The 17,879-nt window shown below is 57.9% G+C and carries 17 protein-coding genes; 4 read left to right on the forward strand and 13 right to left on the reverse strand.

Going from position 1 to position 17,879, the window contains the following annotated elements; translation table 11 throughout:
* Nucleotides 1-187 precede the first annotated feature (187 nt).
* The 5 genes from XX99_RS07835 to XX99_RS07855 all read right to left on the reverse strand — a co-directional run bounded on the left by XX99_RS07835 (nucleotide 188) and on the right by XX99_RS07855 (nucleotide 6,298).
* A complete protein-coding gene (locus XX99_RS07835; protein ID WP_050058815.1) occupies nucleotides 188-721 on the reverse strand; it encodes a hypothetical protein in 534 nt (177 codons plus the stop codon).
* Nucleotides 722-724: 3 nt separating this feature from the next.
* The gene (locus tag XX99_RS07840; protein ID WP_050058816.1) at nucleotides 725-3,010 is read right to left on the reverse strand and encodes a nitric-oxide reductase large subunit; all 2,286 of its coding nucleotides are present in this window, start codon (nucleotides 3,008-3,010) and stop codon (nucleotides 725-727) included.
* Between the two features lie 140 nt (nucleotides 3,011-3,150).
* On the reverse strand, nucleotides 3,151-3,663 hold the full coding sequence (locus XX99_RS07845) for a beta-class carbonic anhydrase (protein ID WP_050058817.1): 513 nt from the start codon (nucleotides 3,661-3,663) through the stop codon (nucleotides 3,151-3,153).
* 438 nt (nucleotides 3,664-4,101) lie between these two features.
* Complete coding sequence (locus XX99_RS07850) at nucleotides 4,102-5,868, reverse strand: sensor histidine kinase (protein WP_050058818.1); 1,767 nt, start codon at nucleotides 5,866-5,868, stop codon at nucleotides 4,102-4,104.
* Nucleotides 5,869-6,046: 178 nt separating this feature from the next.
* A complete protein-coding gene (locus XX99_RS07855) occupies nucleotides 6,047-6,298 on the reverse strand; it encodes a helix-turn-helix transcriptional regulator (protein ID WP_050058819.1) in 252 nt (83 codons plus the stop codon).
* A 33-nt stretch (nucleotides 6,299-6,331) separates the two neighbouring features.
* Between XX99_RS07855 and XX99_RS26615 the strand changes: the two genes are divergently transcribed.
* Entirely contained in the window at nucleotides 6,332-7,483 is a 1,152-nt protein-coding gene (locus XX99_RS26615) for a helix-turn-helix domain-containing protein (RefSeq protein WP_184084662.1), read from the forward strand.
* A 106-nt stretch (nucleotides 7,484-7,589) separates the two neighbouring features.
* Nucleotides 7,590-8,297, forward strand: a complete 708-nt coding sequence (locus XX99_RS07865) for an SDR family NAD(P)-dependent oxidoreductase (protein WP_231581194.1) — start codon at nucleotides 7,590-7,592, stop codon at nucleotides 8,295-8,297.
* Nucleotides 8,298-8,342: 45 nt separating this feature from the next.
* Here the strand turns inward: XX99_RS07865 and XX99_RS07870 are convergent, their stop codons facing one another.
* From XX99_RS07870 to XX99_RS07900, 7 genes are all read right to left on the reverse strand, one after another.
* On the reverse strand, nucleotides 8,343-8,813 hold the full coding sequence (locus tag XX99_RS07870; RefSeq protein ID WP_050058822.1) for a single-stranded DNA-binding protein: 471 nt from the start codon (nucleotides 8,811-8,813) through the stop codon (nucleotides 8,343-8,345).
* Between the two features lie 93 nt (nucleotides 8,814-8,906).
* Nucleotides 8,907-9,248, reverse strand: coding sequence for a hypothetical protein (locus XX99_RS07875; RefSeq protein ID WP_231581195.1), 342 nt, complete (start codon nucleotides 9,246-9,248; stop codon nucleotides 8,907-8,909).
* Between the two features lie 7 nt (nucleotides 9,249-9,255).
* Complete coding sequence (locus tag XX99_RS07880; RefSeq protein ID WP_050059333.1) at nucleotides 9,256-9,801, reverse strand: DUF420 domain-containing protein; 546 nt, start codon at nucleotides 9,799-9,801, stop codon at nucleotides 9,256-9,258.
* 58 nt (nucleotides 9,802-9,859) lie between these two features.
* Nucleotides 9,860-10,882: a heme o synthase gene (gene cyoE / locus XX99_RS07885; RefSeq protein ID WP_082125363.1), complete on the reverse strand. Its 1,023-nt coding sequence runs from the start codon at nucleotides 10,880-10,882 to the stop codon at nucleotides 9,860-9,862.
* A gap of 82 nt (nucleotides 10,883-10,964) precedes the next feature.
* Entirely contained in the window at nucleotides 10,965-12,047 is a 1,083-nt protein-coding gene (locus XX99_RS07890) for an AI-2E family transporter (RefSeq protein WP_050058823.1), read from the reverse strand.
* Nucleotides 12,044-12,619, reverse strand: coding sequence for a shikimate kinase (locus tag XX99_RS07895; protein ID WP_050058824.1), 576 nt, complete (start codon nucleotides 12,617-12,619; stop codon nucleotides 12,044-12,046). Before XX99_RS07895 ends, XX99_RS07890 begins: the two co-directional genes overlap by 4 nt.
* A 29-nt stretch (nucleotides 12,620-12,648) precedes the next feature.
* Complete coding sequence (locus tag XX99_RS07900; RefSeq protein ID WP_231581196.1) at nucleotides 12,649-14,427, reverse strand: multicopper oxidase family protein; 1,779 nt, start codon at nucleotides 14,425-14,427, stop codon at nucleotides 12,649-12,651.
* Between the two features lie 136 nt (nucleotides 14,428-14,563).
* Between XX99_RS07900 and XX99_RS07905 the strand changes: the two genes are divergently transcribed.
* Together XX99_RS07905 and XX99_RS07910 are read left to right on the forward strand one after the other, a co-directional pair.
* Entirely contained in the window at nucleotides 14,564-16,081 is a 1,518-nt protein-coding gene (locus tag XX99_RS07905) for an alkaline phosphatase family protein (RefSeq protein WP_050058825.1), read from the forward strand.
* Nucleotides 16,082-16,265: 184 nt separating this feature from the next.
* Nucleotides 16,266-16,763 (forward strand): methylated-DNA--[protein]-cysteine S-methyltransferase, encoded by a 498-nt coding sequence (locus XX99_RS07910; RefSeq protein WP_050058826.1) that lies wholly within the window; start codon nucleotides 16,266-16,268, stop codon nucleotides 16,761-16,763.
* On the opposite strand, the gene XX99_RS07915 is transcribed toward XX99_RS07910, so the two are convergent.
* The gene (locus XX99_RS07915) at nucleotides 16,760-17,797 is read right to left on the reverse strand and encodes an AraC family transcriptional regulator (protein WP_231581197.1); all 1,038 of its coding nucleotides are present in this window, start codon (nucleotides 17,795-17,797) and stop codon (nucleotides 16,760-16,762) included. The two genes, XX99_RS07910 and XX99_RS07915, sit on opposite strands and share 4 nt — an antisense overlap.
* Between the last annotated feature and the right edge of the window lie 82 nt (nucleotides 17,798-17,879).

The raw sequence follows: 17,879 nt of genomic DNA on the forward strand, positions 1-17,879 counted from the left end.
CTTCCGATGAAAGTCACGCACCAACGCCGGTGAGCATGCGAGGCGCTCCCTCACCAACGATTGGTGTCAGGGTTCGTTTGTAGCCCGTGGTCAGCCGTCGGGCGCGTCATCCGCATCATTGGAGAAGCAGGGCATTCATTGAGACGCAATATCGCTGCGCTATAGCCTCGGTTCTCATACTGGGCAATCAGGTGAGGTGCTGGACATTTTTTGAAGCGCTTTGAGAAAGGCTTGCGCAGAGACGCTGAACGACCAGGCAAAACAACGTTAAGACCGATACAAGAATAATCCGCGGATAGAGGTCACGAGCCCGAAAGAGTTCTACGACGAGGATCAGGATGCCCAGCAGCAGCAATGTGATCGATATGGCGCGATGGAATTGTTTCATTCCGTATTCCACGCTGTTTCGATCTCTTCGCTCGATCTCGCGGCCGTGATCGGAATCGGTGCAGGCCTCTTTGCTTCTGCAGGAATTGCAGGCCGCCGCAGGAGCACGATAAATGACGACACCTTTTGCCGAATCCGAGAAGATCGGGAAGAGATGCTGATCCTGAGGGCACCTCCAGATATCGCGGCTCGGATCGTAAGTAAAGCCGCTTGCTGCCGATCGAAGAGACCGCCGGTGAGCATGGCGTGCGACCCACTCCAGGAGAAGCGCGATGACGGCAAGAGACGCCGCATAGGCCAGCATCAGGATAAATTCAAGAGACAGGCCAGCCATAGCTCAACGCTTCTGCGGCTGCGCCACAATATCGGTAAACAGCACATCTTTCGGCTCTTCCGTCGTGACACTGGTGCGCATGTGCCGAATACCCTGGAATGTCAGGTAGAGAATTGGCAGCGCTCCTCCCAGAATGAAGACGACATCGCCCGGCATCCGAAGCCACTCAAGCACCGAGTTGGAGCGGCTGCTGATGTAGTTCAACGTTCGCGCGTCATAGTAGCTCACGCTGATCGAATGATAGAGCTGCAAAATTCCCAACGGGAACAGAGTCGCGAAGACCATCCATGCGAGGCCCAGATTGAGCGACCAGAAGCTGAGCCGGGCCGCTTTATCCGGCCAATGCTTTTGCGGGATGATATAGCGCAGGCATAAGAGCGCGAGCCCGACCGATAACATTCCATACACGCCCATAAACGAGGCGTGCGCATGGTTCGCGGTCAGGGCGGTGCCAATCTCGTAGTAGGAAACGATGGGCAAATTGATCAGAAATCCGAATACTCCCGCGCCAAGGAAGTTCCAGAACCCGACCGAAGCGAGGAACATCACAGCCCAGTAATGCGGGAACGGTGTTGTCGATCGCGCCTGTTGTGTCGTCCCCAATTGCAGAAAGCTCCACGCCTCAACCGTGAGGAACGTAAGCGGTATAACCTCGGCAGCCGAGAAAAAAGCGCCAAGCGCCATGTGGAGAGCCGGCTCGCCGGAGAAATATACGTGGTGCATTGTGCCAACGATTCCGCCAGCCGAGTAAAGAATAACGTCGAGATAGATCATGCGCACCGCGGTGCGCTCGTGGACCACTCCCAACAGAACGAAGATGTACGCAACCAGCACCGTTGTGAACAGCTCAAGAAAGTCTTCAACCCAGAGATGCACTACCCAGAAGCGCCAGAAGTCCGTGGTCGTGAAATGCTCTCCGGGATTCGCAAGAAGTCCTACCCCATAGAAAGCGGGGATGGAGAGAGCAGAGTAGAAAAACAGCCACGGCATGTTTCCTGCATGCTCGCCCGCGAGCCGGCCGCGAAGCCCACGATAGAGAATTACGACCCAGAAACACAGTCCCACGGTCAACAGAATTTGCCAGAGTCGACCGAGATCAAGCCATTCGAACCCCTGATCGCCCACCCATGCGTTGCGAATCAATCCCTGGATTCCACCGTATTCGCCCAAAAGGCTGCCCACAACCACGACGACAAGGGCGCCCAGCAAACCATAGGCAAGGAGATTTTGTCCGCGCGGCTCTCTTCCCGCAATCATAGGCACGAGGAAGATGCCCGCCGCGAGATAGGAAGTCGCCACCCAGAAGATAGACAGCTGGAGATGCCATGTCCTGACTACGTTGAATGGCAAAAGCCGGCCCAGATCGATGCCGAAGAAGTTCTGCAGGTCGGCGCGATAATGCTCGGTCGCTCCACCGAGCAGCGTCTGCACAACGAACAGCGCCGCCATGACGAAGAAGAACCATGCGCACGCATTCTGACCTGGAGTAAGCTGTACTTCGTCCGGAGCGCGAAAGGACATGCTCTGTTGTTCGCGTCCATGCCATCCCATCAGGTTCCAGCGACCAAAGACGCTGAGGAGCAGCCCGGTTCCGCCCAGCAAAACGACAAGCGAAAGCACGCTCCACACGATAGAATCGGCAGTCGCATGGTTGTCGACGAGGGGCTCAGGAGGCCAGTTGTTGGTATAGGAGTAAGGATGCCCCGGACGAGCCGTAGAGGCAGACCACGCAGTCCAACTGAAAAAGGCCGTCAGCTGGCGAATGTCTTCCGGATCATGAATGGCGCTTGGTCTCAACCCGAACTTTGTGGTGGGTTCTCCGAAGAAGGATGCGTAATAGGCTCGGCACTCTTCAAATGCATGTGCCTGAGCCGCGGTGTATACCAGCGTCCCTGTGGCCTTGTCGTAGTGATTCGACTTGAAATCCTGAATGGTGCGGCCACGCGCTCTGTCGGAGTCCTGGCCGCCATAGAACTCAATGCTCGAGAGGGCCGCGCGATGCAGATATTCCGTTGTGAAATCGGGTCCAAGATATGCCCCATGGCCAAAGATCGAGCCATATTCCATCAGGCCATTTCTTAGAAATACCTGCTGACCGCCCATAATATCGGCGCGAGTGAACAGAGCTGCACCGTTCGCGCCTTTGACAATCTCAGGAATGGGCGGTTCGTCATTGTAGGTGTAATAGGTAAGTACGCCCATGATGAAAAACCCAATGATCAGGACGATGGCCGCTGCCTGAATCCAACCGCGCGAGATCATCAGCGGACGCTTGTCGATCGTGTTCATAGATCGCTCCCTGGCGCCACTTCCAGATGGCGCTGGACCACTCCAACCCGGGTCTTCTTCGTCAATCGCGATCACGCAACCGCAAAGATGCATTCATCTTTGCGGAGCGCGAGCGCGCGAGTCTCCACCCATCCAAATGACTACTTGCCGTCCTTCGGCGTTACTTCCCTTAGTTCGCCTGTCGCTAAATCGAAAACAAATCCACGAATTACTACATTCGAGGGAATCCACGGATGCGACTTGAGCTTGAGCACCTGCTTTTGTGTCTGTAGATTCACGTCGGTGTAGCAATGGAATTTATCCGGAGATATTGCCCACGTTCCGGTCTGTTTGTGAAGGTGTTTCTCGAAATCTTCTTCCGAAAATATTTCCATCCCGCAGCCGGTGTGCCCAACGATCATGAGCTCTCGCACGCCCAGAACGTGAATTGAAAACATGAGAGACCGCACGACGTCATCTGTTGCTGCGGTTCCCACGTTACGAATTACATCTGCGTCGGCAGGTTTGATGTCCAGCCATTCGAGCAGTTGGTTCACGCGCGGGTCCATGCACGTGAGGATTGCAACCTTCGGAGCCGGCTTATTCGCCAGCGAAGGATCGTGGTGCGCTGCGCTCTTACGGCTTGCCGCAATGGCATGTTCGATCAAACTCATTTCGATTCTCCCTGAATAACGTTGCAAGTCCGGGATGCGGTTTGCACCGGTGCGTGCTTGAATGTTGTTGATGCAGGCCGAACCCTCTCGTCCGGGTTCGGCAATCTGCTGTCAAAGTTCAACGAGGATTGTTCGCATCGGCTCACGCGACCTTGGGCGCGAGGCTGATGTGGTGATTAAGCCAGAGGAAGATCGTTACAACAATCAGACGAAGGTATCGATCGATACTTTCGTCTGATAGAACTTGTCCTGCATCACTTTCGAACTGCACAGGCGATCTGGAAACCACCATCCAGTTGTATGACACGAAGGCGCAATGGGCGGTCATCAGCAGCGGATTAGAGGCATAATCTACAGCGGGAAGGTTGAATCACTCTCGCGATTCGCTCGACCATCCACGCGAAAAACTTCTCTCGTGCTTCGGTATTGTTTTCGGACTCAGACGAGAGGATTGCAAGCCTGTTGCAGCCCGGCGCTGGGCCGAAGCCCCGAATCACAAGGAATGGAAAACACAAAGGTCGCGCCTGGGCCATCGTTTTTTTCTGCCCAGAGATGACCACAATGGGCTTCGACGATGGAGCGGCTCAGCGACAGCCCTATGCCCATTCCATCCCGTTTCGTAGTGAAAAAAGACTCGAAAAGCCGGTCACACGTCCCGGGATCAAAACCTACCCCGGAATCGTGAACAGAGACGGTGGCAGCATTGCCATTTACGTCCGTGCGGATGAGCAGCCGCCTCGGCCGGTCGTTGACCATGACCATCGCATCTGAAGCATTGCGGAATAGATTGACAAGAACCTGTTGCAGTTGAACTCGATCACCGTCCACCGCTGGCAGACGGTCGTTGAACTGGTGCTGCACCATTACCCGGTGTTTCTGCAACTCATCCGACAAGAGCGCGATTACTTCTCGAGCCGCATCATTCAAGTCCACTCGCTCGACATTGATCTGCCTCTTGCTGAAAAGCGTTCGCAGCCTGGTAATCACATCGGTAGCACGTGTGCCATCGCGAATCGTACGTTGCGCAGTTTCCCGTGCGCCGTCAATGTTCGGAGGTTCGCTGTTCAACATCCGCAGGCAGGTGCTCGCATTCGTAATGATTCCAGACAGGGGCTGGCTCACCTCGTGTGCGATCGAAGCAGTCAGTTGTCCGATTGTCATGATTCGCATCATTCTTGCGAGCTCCGCCTGAGTATTGCGCAGCTCTTCCTGGGACTGCTTCCAATCGTGCATGTCTACAACCGTGCCGTGCCACTTTACGATGCGCCCTTCCTGGTCAAGCAATGGCAGCGCACTCGTCACACACCACCGGTATGTATGGTCAGCTGCGTGAAACATGCGAACTTCCACCCGATAGGGAGCGCCGCTTTTCACGCATGACTTCCAGACGTCCGCTGTCGATTCCACATCATCCGGATGCAGAAGGTTCGTCCAGCCATTGCGCATAACTTGTTCGGGACTAAAACCGGTGTAATCGTGGAAGCGCCCATTGCAGTAATCAATCACTCCATCTGACGAGGCGCTCCAAAGCATCTCCGGTATGGTTTCTGTTATCTCGAGCAGATTTAATTCCCGTATGCGCAGCGCTTCTTCCGCCCGCTTCCGGTCGTCAATATCAGTAGACGTGCCGACGAATTTGAGAACTTTTCCTTCCGCATCGCGCAAGCCCACGGCCTGGTTAAGATGCCAGCGATAAACTCCGTCCAGGGCGCGAAGAGACCGGGCTTCCATCGCAAAACCCTGTCCCGAGCGCACCCCCTCCCAAAAGGCTCCCGATGCTTTTTGTCGATCCTCGGGGTGAACCGCGGTCATCCATGCCTCGGGATGCGAGCGGACAAATTCCAGGGTCTGACCGGAATAGTCAAGCCAGCCTTGATTCACGAAATCCGGTGTCCCATCCGGCTTGAGTGTCCACGCGGATACAGGAAGATGCTGCAACAGCGCTGCCTGGAGCTTTAGCTCTTCGTTGGTTTCGGCGTGCTCTCTCGTCCGTTCCCGGCGATCGAATTCATTTGCTCCCAGTTTCTGTTCGCTCAGGAAGAGTGCAGATCGCAGTGCGGCTGCTGTTTGATTCGCGGCAACTCCAAGAACCGGTTTTCCGGCCTTCTCAGTTCCGCCATGGTCAAGAGCCGATGAGGGTACATGGTTACTGTATGGGTGGCGCGGAGTGGAAGCGATCGCAGTGTCGCGATAAAGAGCCTGCATGGGAGACCCACCTTTCGAGCAAAATAAGGTAAGAAGCGATGACTAATGCTGTCGGAGCGCAGATCCAGCGGCTCCCACAAACGCGAATCCCAGTGCAGCGATATGAGTACGGCCAATGAGTATCGAACGCAAGAGCCCAATGAGTCCCAGGGGACTGTGTAGCTGATTTGAAAACTCGCTAGCATTCCATCGTGCTTCTGAATTCGCGGGGGGTCACGCCAACGATCTTCCGAAACACCTTAGTGAAATGCTCCTGGGTATAAAAGCCGGTCAGCCTGCTCACCTCGGCGATGCTGAGCGCTCGATCCTTCAGATGGAGCTGCGCACTGTCGATTCTGGCCCGCAGAACATACTGATGTGGGGTCAGGCCAGTCGCCTTGGTGAACAAGGATACAAAATAGTTCGGCGACACCCCGGCGATCTGGGCCATGGCCACCAGGCTTATGTTGGCCCCAGGGTTCGCGTGGATGTAGTCGATGACGATAGCTACGCTCTTTTTGCCAATATGCGCATCCTTTCTCTTCGCTTATCAGCCTCTGCGAGAAAACAATACTCGAGAACATTGGTCGAAAGCTCCGGTTTTGGTCAGTTCTTCCGATTAAATGGTCAAAAAAAACAGGGTTGCTCCAACGGCGGTATGATTCTCCTACTGGGCCCACTGTTCGACGGAGGTAACACGATGGATATCTCTGGGGTTCTTCCTGTTAAGGCTGTTGAGGTAATGCGCAACGGATGCGGGGTGTGTCCTATTCCCGCGATATCTTCTCTAAGCAGTAAACGGGCCGGGTGGGACGGCATTGCCCTGGAATCGTTCAGCGATGTGCCGGGCGTCTCGATTCCGGATCACGATCATCCGACTCATTTCCTGAATCTTCTTACCCATGGAAATATCAAGGCGCAGTGGACTACGGAGGGCAAGAGCCGCAGCGCGGACAATGGCCCCGGGACGATCTACGTGTTGCCGGCAGGAACCCGCGATCGCCTCACCTGGTCCGGCCCGACCACTCGTATCATCCTGATCATGGAACCACGCTTCCTCGCGCGATCGTTTGAAGACACCGCGCATCTCGACGATGTGGAACTGACCACCCACTGGAATTTGCGTGACCGCCATATTCAATCGTTGATGCTCGCTCTGCATGCCGACCTGGAAGATGGCTCGCCGGCAGGTCCGCTCTACGGCGAATCTCTCGGCCTGGCGCTCGGCACCTATCTGGTCCGCCGTTATTCTGTACGCAATTGCGCCAAGCTTGATTACCGGGGCAGCATGCCGACGACGCGCTTGAATCGGACCCTGGAGTTTATTAACCAGAACCTGACACGGGATATTCGCTTGTGGGAGCTTGCCCAGATTGCTGGCATGAGTCCTAACTACTTCTGCGAACTTTTCAAGCTAAGCACAGGCCTGCCCCCTTACCAATACATCCTGAGGTGCAGAATTGAACGCTCGAAACAATACCTGCGCGATCCGAAGATGTCCTTGGCGTGCGCTGGATCGGCGGTTGGCTTTGCCGATCAAAGTCATTTCACGAAGGTCTTCCGCAGAATCGTGGGCGTCACGCCGATGAGATTCCGCGGCAAGATTGGCTCCGAGCACGAGCACGCCGACGCCTGAAAGGAAGCCGCCGAACGCTGTCGCTTGGCTAAAGTATCGATCGATACCTTTGTCTAATGGTATCGCCTCTGCGTTTCAGGCTTAATCCGGCTACATGAAGATTGAATTGTCAGGACAAATCGCTGTGGTTGCTGGCGGCACCGGTGGCTTAGGCAAAGCGGTCAGCCTCGCATTTCTCAACGAAGGTGCAAAAACGGTGGTGACCTACCGTAGAGAAGAGGAATTCCTCTCGTTGAAGGATGCGGCTGGTTCAAACAAGAGCTTGCTGGAGGGATATCAGGTCGACGTAACCGACGAATCTTCCACCGCAAAATTCATCGATAAAGTTTTGGTGGCTCACGGCAAGCTGGACACTCTCGTAAACACAATAGGGGGTTATGCCGGCGGCATAAAACTGTGGGACACGGACTCCACTGTTCTGGACCGTATGCTGTCGCTGAATTTGCGCTCCGGCTTCATTCTCGCCCGCGCGGTGCTGCCTGCCATGCTGCGATCAGGCCATGGATCTATCGTGAACGTGGCTGCGAAGGCAGCCGTCGATCACGGAGCGGGCGCAGGAGCATATGCCGCGTCCAAGGCTGCCGCAGTTGCGCTCATAGATTCCCTGGCAGGCGACTGCAAGGGAACAGGCGTGCGCGTGAACTCCATTCTTCCCAGCATCATCGACACAGCCGCAAACCGAAAGGCAATGCCAGACGCCAACTTTGCAACGTGGCCAAAGCCTGAGGACATCGCAATGGTCGTACTGTTCTTGTGCAGTGAGGGTGCCAAGACGATCCACGGCGCGGCAATTCCGGTCTATGGGAATAGCTGATTTTCAAGCCCGCGCCGTCGCGCAAATCTCTACCGGGATAGTTCCCTAGAACGGAATATCGTCGTCGGTGATCTCGGTTGAGTTCACCAGATCGTCGGAGGGGCCTGAGCTGCGCTGGTCGTAGGAACTGCTGCTACTGCTGCGGTTGTAGCCTCCGCCTCCGCCGCTCTCTCCGTCGCCGCGGCCAGACAGAAGCACCAGCTCGCCGATGATGATCTCGGTCCGGTATTTTTTCTCGCCGCTGGTCTTGTCGTCCCAGGAGCGGGTCTGGATGCGGCCTTCGATGTAAAGCTTATTGCCCTTCTTGACGTAGTCGCGGATGATCTCCGCGGTGCGCTGGTAGGCCACCAGATTGTGCCACTCGGTGCGGTCCTGCCACTCGCCGCCCTTGTCCTTGAAGCGCTCCGAGGTGGCGATGGTGAGATTGGCCACGGCCGAGCCGCTGGGCAGAAATTTGACCTCGGGATCCTTGCCTACGTTGCCGAGAAGAATGACCTTGTTGACGCTCTTAGCCATGGGTGTCGATGTACTCCAATCGCATTTATCTTGAGAAGAATAACAGGGGACCGCGCCTCCTGCGAATCGCCCCTCGCGCCGAAACGCACGTTATTAGGCCTTTGGTAATCTCCCAGCCCGTCTCTGGATGCTCAGGTTCCTTAGCCATTTGGCGAATCCCAGCAGAAAGAGAAGGAAGCCGAAGGGCAGGCAGCCCATGGCCACCAGCAGCGAAAGCCATCCGGAATTGGTGTGCGGGCCCTGCGTTCCAATGCCGCCGAAGACGGTTTTGGTGAGGATCGCGGCGGCGATGCCGACCAGCAGAATCCAAGCGCCCGCCCGGAGCAGCTGCCGCGTTCCATCGTCATTCGGATCGGACAACGAACCGGCCGTCGCCGTGAGATGAATCTCACGGTGGGGCTGCTTTTCCGGTTCTTTTTCCATCAATAGGGGCATGAGGTTGTTAGCGGCAGGCGGCCTGCATGGCGTAGACGATCACGCCGGTTACGGATACGTACAACCAGATCGGAAAAGTCCAGCGTGCGATGCGTTTATGGGCAGGGAAGCGGCCGGTGAGCGAAAAGAAAAAGGTAATAAGAATGATGGGCAGCGCAATTACCGACAGCAGGATGTGCGAGAGCAACAGCTTCCAATAGAAAGGCCACCAGGGATTGAGGCGGGGAAACTTCGTCTCGCCGTGCAGCGTGAAGTTGGTCAGGTAGGAGACCAGAAAGATGGACGAGAAGAAGAAAGCCGTCAGCATGGCCGCGCGGTGCTTGGGAATCTGCCGCGTGCGGATGAAGTAGAAGCCGATCAGCAGGGCGACGGTGCTGAGCGCATTCAGCAGGGCATTGACCGCGGGCAAAAACAGCAGGTGCGTGCCTGACACGTCGGTGGGAGCGTGGAAGTAAACCAGCCAGCATATGAGCGCGCTGGCCAGGGCGCTTACGACCAGGATGGCGGCGATCGTCTTTCCGCTGGATTGCTTCGGTTGGATGGCAGTTGGCATCGATCCTTCGTACTCCACTAACACTTTCGAACTGGTTTTATTCAATTCCGCGGTGGTTTCATTTCCCTTTGGCGTTGAGCATGAGCGCGGTGAGCAGCAGCGGCAGGTAGATCACGCTGACCTTCAACAGGTCGCGCGCATACATCTTCGATTCGGTAGTAGAGCGGGCGCGGGTGATGCGTCCGAAACGGATTGTGTACCCCAGATACACCAGCCCGAGAACCGCGGCGATAACCCCATAAACCGGTCCGGCAATGTGCAGATAGACCGGCGTCAGGCTCACCGGGATCATCAGCACGGCATAGGTCAGAGCTTCCAGAACCGTCGACCACCCATCCGGCTGAACCACCGGCAACATGCGGATACCGGCGCGTCCGTAGTCCTCGCGATAGAGCCACGAAATGGCCATGAAATGCGGAAACTGCCACACAAAAAGGATGCCGAAGAGCGCGACGGCCGGCCATTCAATGCGTCCCCGCGCCGCGGTCCAGCCCAGCAGCGGTCCCATCGCTCCGGGGAAGGCCCCGATGAAGGTAGCCAGGCTGGTGTAGCGCTTCAGGGGCGTATAGATCGCGACGTAGCTGAACGCGGTGATGAGCGTAAGGGTGCTGGTGACCAGGTTGGTGGAATGAGCCAGCCAGATGGCGCCGATGGCGATGGCGCCCAGGCCGAGCAGGATGCCGTGCAGCAGGCTGATGCGTCCCGAGGCCAGCGGCCGCTGCGCGGTGCGGATCATCTTCGCGTCCAGCTTGCGCTCCATGCACTCGTTGAGCGCGGCCGAGCCGGCCGAGACCATCCCGATGCCCAACAGGGCTTCGAGCAGACCCGGCTGCACGCTGCTGATCCCCGACTGCATCGAGCCCATATAAAACCCCGCCCACGCGGTGAGCATTACCATCAACGTCACGCGGTCCTTGAAAAGCTCGCGGTAGTCGGCAATGCGAGAAGCGGTCGTCCCAGCCCGGGGAGCGCGAAGGGAGCGGTGTTCCGCCGCCTCTTTTACATCAGGGGGCGGCGCAGCGGCCAAGTCGGCTGGCTGGGCTTCGGCGGGCAACGCGGAACTGGACGAGACAGGAGTCATTACGGGGTGGACTCTCCATGATACAGGGATCGATGCAGAGAGCGTCCGGGTCCAGGAAAATGACCGAGCGGAATGAGCGGCCTTACCGGATCTCGCTCGGCGGCTTGCCCTCCACGATGATGGACTCGGGTTTCACCGCGTATTCATTGAGCAGGACCGCGACCAGCACCGCGGTGGGCACAGCTACCATGGCGCCGATTACTCCGGCGAGCGCTGCCCCCAGCAACAGGGCAATCAAAACCGACAGGCCTGCGAGGTCGACGCTGGTGCGCATGATCTTGGGCGTAAGATACGACGTCTCCACCTGCGAGTAGATGGCGTAAAAGATGGCCACGCCCAGCACTCGTCCCCAGGAGTCGATCGCGGCTACCAGAATTGCCAGCGCCACCGAAACCAGCGCGCCCGCAATGGGGATGATGTTGAGCAGACCCATCAGCACTCCGAGCGCATAAGCGTAGCGAACCTTCAGCGCGACGAAGACGATCGTGCTGGAGAGGCCGAGAATCAGCATGAGCGATCCTTGCCCGAGCAGCCATTTGCCCATGCGGACTTCGGCGCGGGCGAGCGTGACATCGAGTCGCTGCCGTTGCTCAACCGGAAAGAAGGAGAGCAGCCAGCGATAAGCGGTTTCGCCCTCCATCATGAAGTACACGGTCAGCACGACGCCGGTAATGATTTTGAATAGCGTGCTGGCCCAGTTCTTGATCGAATAGAGAAGATAAGTCGCGAAGTTCGAGGCGAAGTCCTGCAGTTTGGCATTCAATGCCGCTACGTTCACGCGCTGCGAGAAGGGCAGCTGGCGGATGCGGGCCAGCAGCTGCGGACCCCGCGTAGGCATTTCCAGGGCGAACTCGTGCAGATCGCGAATGACCGGCGGCAGTGCGAAGACGAAGAAGAGCGCTGCGGCTCCCGCAGCGGCAAGCAGCAGCAGAAAGATGGCCAGACCGCGTCCCGGGCTCCATTTGCCGATACGCAGGCTGGTGATGCTCCGCACCACCGGCATCAGCACCACAGCGAATAGCGCGCTCACATAGATGAGCACCAGCTCCTCGCGTACGTGCCAGGCGGTGTAAAGCGCGAGAGCCACACCGAAGGCGAAGAGGATATTGCCGTGGGCCGACTTGGATTTGTTCTTTGGCTGCTCGTTTTCCGTGGTTCCGCTCATTGCTTGGGCAGGCCTTTCTCGTCGGTGCGCATCGCTTCCGAGTGCGTCCCCGACAACTCCCATAGGATGCGCTCTGCCACCTTTTCGGGGGTAAGATCGGCCGTGGATACGGTCAGATGAGCGGTGCGATAGTGCGGGAGGCGATTGGTCAGCCGAACCAGCAGGCCATCGCGGTCGGCGAGGACCGGCCGTTCTGCGGCCTCGGGCTGAGCCACGCAGCGCGCCACCATTACCTCGAGAGGCGCGTCCAGAAAGACGACCCGGGTTTCGTCGAGACTCTTTAAGACATCGCGAGTCCGCAAGTGTTCCATTGCACCACCGCCCAGGGCGAGCACCAGGTCCTGGCCGCGGGTGTGCTCGCGGATGGTGTCCGCCTCCACGACGCGAAAGGCGGCCTCGCCGTCTTCGGCGAAGATTTTCCCGATGGGGCGGCCGGTACGCGCCTCGATCGCCGCATCCGAGTCGATGAAGCGCCAGCCCAGTGTCTGTGCGAGCAGAGCGCCAGTGGTCGATTTACCCGCCCCCATGAACCCGGTGAGCACAATGCGTCGTATTGTCGATGGCAGCGGCATTTGTCCTTACTGCAGTATAAATTTTTACTTCAGTAAGAATCCCGGTTTTTCGGCAGAACGCGGATGGTGCCCATCATTCCTCCATCTTCATGCTCCAGAAGGTGGCAGTGATAGACGAACGTTCCCACCGCATTCGGATCGCGGAAATCCATGCGTAGCGTCACGCTTGGATAGCGGGCGCTCTTGCCATCCCAGTACGGCACATTAATCGTGTCCCGCAGAAATGGTTCGTCAACCTGCACGCCCATCCATCGCGTCAGCATGAAGTGGACCTGGTGAATGTGGAAGGCATGCATCTCCTGCGTGCGATTCTCGATTACCCAATCTTCCACATCGCCCTGGTGCGCGACGATATCCGGCTGTGCTGCGTGTGAATCGAAGGGCGCGGGTGTTTGCCCGTCGACGGTGATCATGAAAACCGTGGGGCTATTCGGCGCGCCGGGATCGGAGGGCCTCTCGGAGAAATAAAGCTTTCGTGTCCGCACCGGCGGAACATTGCCAAGCCAGACCGCAGCAGAATGCGGAAGCGGCGCGGGAGATGCGCCGAGTCGCGACGCAGGCTCCGGCGAGCCCTCGGAGGCTATCACAGTCGCCAGAGGCCGCACCGGGTCGTTCTCACCCGCCGGTCCGGTATCGACGCTGCGCGTAATCAGGCGCGCCTGCGCTCCTTGCGGCAGGCCTTTGAAGAGGAACTCCACTCGTCCCGCGGGCGGAAGGAAGACGTGATCGGCCCACAGAATCCGGTCCGGCGTCATGCCGTTCTCGTCGAGGGGTTCGCCATCGAGCGCGACCACTGCCATCGACTGCGGCTTGTTCTCCACCAGGATCTGGAGATCGAGATATGTGATCGCCGATGCATTGAGCACGCGCCACACCTGCCGCTCCGCAGGCCGCACCCTGATGATGGCGGGTGGATAATCGGGCCAGGGCACCGGAATAAAATTGATGGAAAGATCCTTGGCCGGCTTGCCCCCGCCGCTTCCGTTATTGAGGATCTCCCCTTCGGCGTCGCGCAGGACCGGTGGAGGCGGCATGGAGCCCGTGGCCGCCGGCTCGGCATCGGGATGAAGCAGCTCCTGATCGCGAATAACGAAGACTCTCTGCGGAAGTCCGGCCAGTTCCTTGTTCGCGCGCTCGATGCCTTCGACGATCAACGCCCCGGACGCGCCTCCGAGCACCTGCGGATTGCTGAATCCATGCGTATGCGGGTGATACCAGTACAAGCCGGGCGACTCGTCGTCAGGGATACGGAAACGGTATTCGAAGGGCGCGTCCTGCGGCTGCACCATCGTACGCAGCACGTCATCTTCATGGCACACGGGCGGCACGGTCAGGCCGTGGAAGTGGAGGTTCGTCGAGAGCGCCGTCATCCGCGCGCTCGCGCATGGATCGGAAACTGCCATCGACGTTTCGTGGTCTTTCGAGGTGTTGCTCGAAGCGGCCACCAGCTCGTTTTTCAGATGAAGGATCAGCAGATCTCCCGGAGAGATCCGCAGCGTGGGAGAATCCGCGCCGCTTGTATCCCAGTAGCAATAGTGTTCCTGCCCGTTCGCGGCTTTGAAGTTCGAGTAAGTAAGATCCGCCTGCAGAACGCCATTGTGACTACGGACCTCCGGCGGGTCGGCTACAACGCTGCCGGGAAGCGGACGCGCGCAATCTTTCTGCGCATCCGCCTGTGTGTGCGCCGAAGTGGAAGCTGAAAGCGGAGCCAGTGCTAGAAGAGCGGCGCTCAATATCCGTGCCTTGCACAACGGCCGCCGCGGTGCTGCGATGGAGAATCGCTCAAACATGAATCGTTGAATAAGCATCGCACAACAGTTGCATCCGCATTTTTTTGATGATTTAACGCATGTGCAACAAAGCCGGACTAGCGTGAGTTCGCTGTTACCTCGACAGGCGCCGCTCTGTTCAGACATCAAACCGGCGCCGAAAGGTTATTCAAAAATGCAAAGGTACTCTGCGTTCCTCGCGACCGTTCTGGTCACCCTGATCTCGAACCCATCCTCGTCCTTCGCCCAATACGGTTACCAGTACGGCAATTCGAACCAGCATTCCAGCGCGAACTCATTTGCGACGACCACCCCGATCAAGCACCTGGTGGTGATCTTCGATGAAAACATCTCCTTCGATCACTATTTCGGAACCTATCCCAACGCTGCGAATCCCGCTGGTGAGCCGAGCTTCCACGCGAGCCCGTCCACTCTCGCCATCAATGGCCTGACCTCGACGCTGCTCAACAACAACCCGGATTCGGCCGCGCCCTTTCGTCTCGATCGCTCCGAGGCCGTGACCTGCGACAACGACAATCACTACACCGACGAGCAGAAGGCCTACAACGGCGGCCTCATCAACGAGGTCTCCGAGCTCTTGAGCGGCACCGGAACCGATTGCACGCCCAACCTCGCCATGGGATATTACGACGGCAATACCGTCACTGCTCTCTGGAACTACGCGCAGCACTATGCGATGAGCGACAACTTCTTCGCCTCGACCTTCGGCACCACCGTCATGGGGCATCTGAACCTGATTACCGGACAGACCCACGGCGCAACTCCGGCGACCGTCTCCGGCAAGGTAGTGAATGGCAGCGTGATCGCCAACATCGATCCCACCGCGGACGACTGCTCGACCGGCACGACGATCCAGATGTCCGGCAAGAACGTCGGTGATCTGCTCAACGCGAAGAAGATCACGTGGGGATGGTTCTATGGCGACTGGACCCCGTCCAGCACCACCGGCGGCAAGGCCCAGTGCATCACCGAAGCCGATCCTCATTACACGCCCTTCCAGTACTACGCTTCGACTGCGAATCCCCACCACCTGCCGCCAACTTCGGTCAAGACCATCGGAACCACGGACCAGGCCAACCATCAGTACGCGCTCACCGATTTCTGGAATGCGGTCTCGGCGAATAACATCCCCGCAGTCAGCTTCCTGAAAGCCCCCGCCGACCAGACAGGTCATCCATCGACCTCCAGCCCGCTCGCCGAGCAGACATTCCTGGTCGACACTATCAACCGTCTGCAGGAGAGCCCGGATTGGAAAGACATGGCCATCCTCATCGCGTGGGACGATTCCGACGGCTGGTACGATCATGTGCTCGCACCCATCGTTAACCCATCGAGCGATCCCAGCAACGATGCGCTGCTCGGCGCAGCGGGTCTCTGCGGAACAGCCAAGTCCGGCGCCTACCTCGATCGCTGCGGATATGGTCCACGGCTGCCTTTCCTGGTGATCTCGCCCTTTGCCCGGGAAAACTTCGTCGGCCATTCGGTCGCCGACCAGTCTTCGATTCTGCGCTTCATCGAAGACAACTGGCAGGTGGGGCGTATCGGCGATCAATCCTTCGACGCCATCTCCGGATCGATCCTGAACCTCTTCGATTTCGACGCGAACAACCGCGGCTATGATCGCACGCTGATTCTCGATCCGAATACGGGAGAGTCGCAGCGCCAGTGGTAAAAATCAGGTGTCTCGATCTAGTTTCGACGCCCTGAGAACACAGCCTGAAGCATCACCTAAAACAAACAGCCGGGAGCATGTCGCTCCTGGCTGTAATTTTTTATGCGTCTTACCATGTCTATGGAGAACATCTCACCCGACGGGAGAAGATGGAACGTCCAGGTGAAGTCGAAAGGAGATCGTCATGAGCTTGTCCTATAAACATGTCGCCTCACCCGTTGGAAGATTGAAACTCGTCGCCAGCGAGACCGGACTCGTTGCCATTCTCTGGGAAAACGACAATTCCCGGCGTGTTCCACTCACCGATCTCGTGGAAGACGAAAATCAGCACATCCTCGTTGAGACTGAGCGTCAACTGAACGAATATTTCGCAGGCAAGCGCGACGTATTCTCGATCCCGCTCGACATGCGCGGCACGGCGTTCCAGAAGGATGTATGGCAGGCACTCCAGGCGATACCCTTTGGCAAAACGCTGAGCTATGGCGAGATCGCAAAACAGCTCGGCAGACCAGCCGCAAGCCGCGCTGTAGGTGCAGCGAACGGCCGCAACCCAATCTCGATTGTCGTTCCATGTCACCGGGTGATCGGTTCATCCGGCAAGCTCACCGGTTTCGCCGGCGGCCTCGACGCCAAAGCTCTTCTGTTGAATCTTGAGAAACCCACTCTCGATTTCTCGTCCTAGTCCTCAACCCTGTGATTCGCAGAGATGGCGCATGGTGTCGCAGGCAGGGTGTACTGCCTTGGAGAGCATCCCATCACGCGGCGGAAGGCTTTGCCGAAGGCGCTTTCGGATTCATAGCCGAGCGACTGCGCAATGGACGAGAGGCCATCAGAGGAGTTCGTCAGGCGATCGGCAGCCAGCAGCATGCGCCAGCGGATGAGGTATTCCATCGGCGTAGCGCCGACCGTCTCGCGGAAGCGCAGCGCGAAGACGGAGCGTGACATGCCGACGCGTTCGGCCAGCGATTGAAGCGTCCAGGGATATCCGGGATCATTGTGCATGGCGGCGATGGCAATGCTCATGTGCTTGTCAGACAGCGCAGAGAGCCAACCTGAACGAGCGCTGGCAGTGTCCGCCAGGTGCAGGCGCAGCGCCTGGATGAGCATCATGTAGGCAAGCTGCTGTGCAATCAGCGAACCGCCAGGCTGCGGATCGCGGAGTTCCTCACGCATACGCTCGAGCGACCACCGCATCGCGGTCTTGTCCGACTCGCGGCGAATATGGACGATAGGCGGCAATGATTGCAGAAGCATCTCGGCGTGGCCGCCGCTCAAAGCGAAGTGGCCTCCGGCGATGTATCGCGCGTCTTCGGTAACACCCGGGGCTTCGTGCCTCATGCGCTGCCGGACGCAGGCCTCGGAATAGAGAAGCGGTTCGAGCGAGAGATCGGTGGTGAGATGGAATGGCAGTCCGCGCGGAAGCAGAAAGCAATCTCCGGCATGAAGCAGCACCGGCTCGGACACGCCTTCAACAACCAGCCAGCAATCCCCGGCAAGCATGGCATAACACTTGACGCCGTTATGCTTCGGAAAGCGAACGGCCACGTCGCCCAGCACCGAAAATCCACCAGCAACGTAAACCTGCGGTTTCATCAGGGCAAGAACTTCAGACAGCGGATCCATACGTTGATTCGATCCTGAAGCCGGCTGCAAACGCGGCGTCTCGAATCCCTGAATCTCGGGGCGGTGTAGCGGCAGGACGATTGAACCGATCATGCGGACTCTCAGTATAGATCGTCCCAGGACCCAAGCCCATCTAGTGAAAGACGGCCCTGGTTGGTCGCTTACCAGATTCGCC

The sequence above is a fragment of the Silvibacterium bohemicum genome, assembly GCF_001006305.1.
In the GTDB taxonomy this organism is placed as follows: Bacteria; Acidobacteriota; Terriglobia; order Terriglobales; family Acidobacteriaceae; genus Silvibacterium; species Silvibacterium bohemicum.

Coding starts and splice junctions, on each gene's coding strand:
- XX99_RS07835 (WP_050058815.1), bottom strand. CDS start 721: ATGGCTGGCCTGTCTCTTGAATTTATCCTGATGCTGGCCTATGCGGCG.
- XX99_RS07845 (WP_050058817.1), bottom strand. CDS start 3,663: ATGAGTTTGATCGAACATGCCATTGCGGCAAGCCGTAAGAGCGCAGCG.
- XX99_RS07910 (WP_050058826.1), top strand. CDS start 16,266: ATGAGCTTGTCCTATAAACATGTCGCCTCACCCGTTGGAAGATTGAAA.
- XX99_RS07880 (WP_050059333.1), bottom strand. CDS start 9,801: ATGCCAACTGCCATCCAACCGAAGCAATCCAGCGGAAAGACGATCGCC.
- XX99_RS07870 (WP_050058822.1), bottom strand. CDS start 8,813: ATGGCTAAGAGCGTCAACAAGGTCATTCTTCTCGGCAACGTAGGCAAG.
- XX99_RS07900 (WP_231581196.1), bottom strand. CDS start 14,427: ATGCTTATTCAACGATTCATGTTTGAGCGATTCTCCATCGCAGCACCG.
- cyoE (WP_082125363.1), bottom strand. CDS start 10,882: ATGACTCCTGTCTCGTCCAGTTCCGCGTTGCCCGCCGAAGCCCAGCCA.
- XX99_RS07905 (WP_050058825.1), top strand. CDS start 14,564: ATGCAAAGGTACTCTGCGTTCCTCGCGACCGTTCTGGTCACCCTGATC.
- XX99_RS07850 (WP_050058818.1), bottom strand. CDS start 5,868: ATGCAGGCTCTTTATCGCGACACTGCGATCGCTTCCACTCCGCGCCAC.
- XX99_RS07890 (WP_050058823.1), bottom strand. CDS start 12,047: ATGAGCGGAACCACGGAAAACGAGCAGCCAAAGAACAAATCCAAGTCG.
- XX99_RS07895 (WP_050058824.1), bottom strand. CDS start 12,619: ATGCCGCTGCCATCGACAATACGACGCATTGTGCTCACCGGGTTCATG.
- XX99_RS07855 (WP_050058819.1), bottom strand. CDS start 6,298: ATGGCCCAGATCGCCGGGGTGTCGCCGAACTATTTTGTATCCTTGTTC.
- XX99_RS07915 (WP_231581197.1), bottom strand. CDS start 17,797: ATGATCGGTTCAATCGTCCTGCCGCTACACCGCCCCGAGATTCAGGGA.
- XX99_RS07840 (WP_050058816.1), bottom strand. CDS start 3,010: ATGAACACGATCGACAAGCGTCCGCTGATGATCTCGCGCGGTTGGATT.
- XX99_RS07875 (WP_231581195.1), bottom strand. CDS start 9,248: ATGCCCCTATTGATGGAAAAAGAACCGGAAAAGCAGCCCCACCGTGAG.